General features: G+C 50.2%; 1 protein-coding gene. It reads left to right on the top strand.

Annotation, left to right across the window (positions count from 1 at the left end):
- A partial coding sequence (locus tag ICN12_RS11035) for an AIDA repeat-containing protein (RefSeq protein ID WP_216272511.1) occupies positions 1–229 on the top strand: 229 nt, incomplete at both ends.

The raw sequence follows: 229 nt of genomic DNA on the forward strand, positions 1-229 counted from the left end.
GTTAGTAGTGGCGGTATTGCAAGTGCTACTACGGTAAATGATGGCGGTACTCAAGCTGTTAGTAGCGGTGGTAGTGCGATTAGTGCGACCATCAGTTCTGGCGGTACTCAAGCTGTTGGTAGTGGCGCTATTGCAAGTGCTACTACGGTAAATGATGGCGGTACTCAAGCTGTTAGTAGCGGTGGTAGTGCGATTAGCGCGACCATCAGTTCTGGTGGTAATCAAGCTG

It is taken from the genome of Polynucleobacter sp. AM-25C3 (genome assembly GCF_018882335.1).
Lineage (GTDB): Bacteria > Pseudomonadota > Gammaproteobacteria > Burkholderiales > Burkholderiaceae > Polynucleobacter.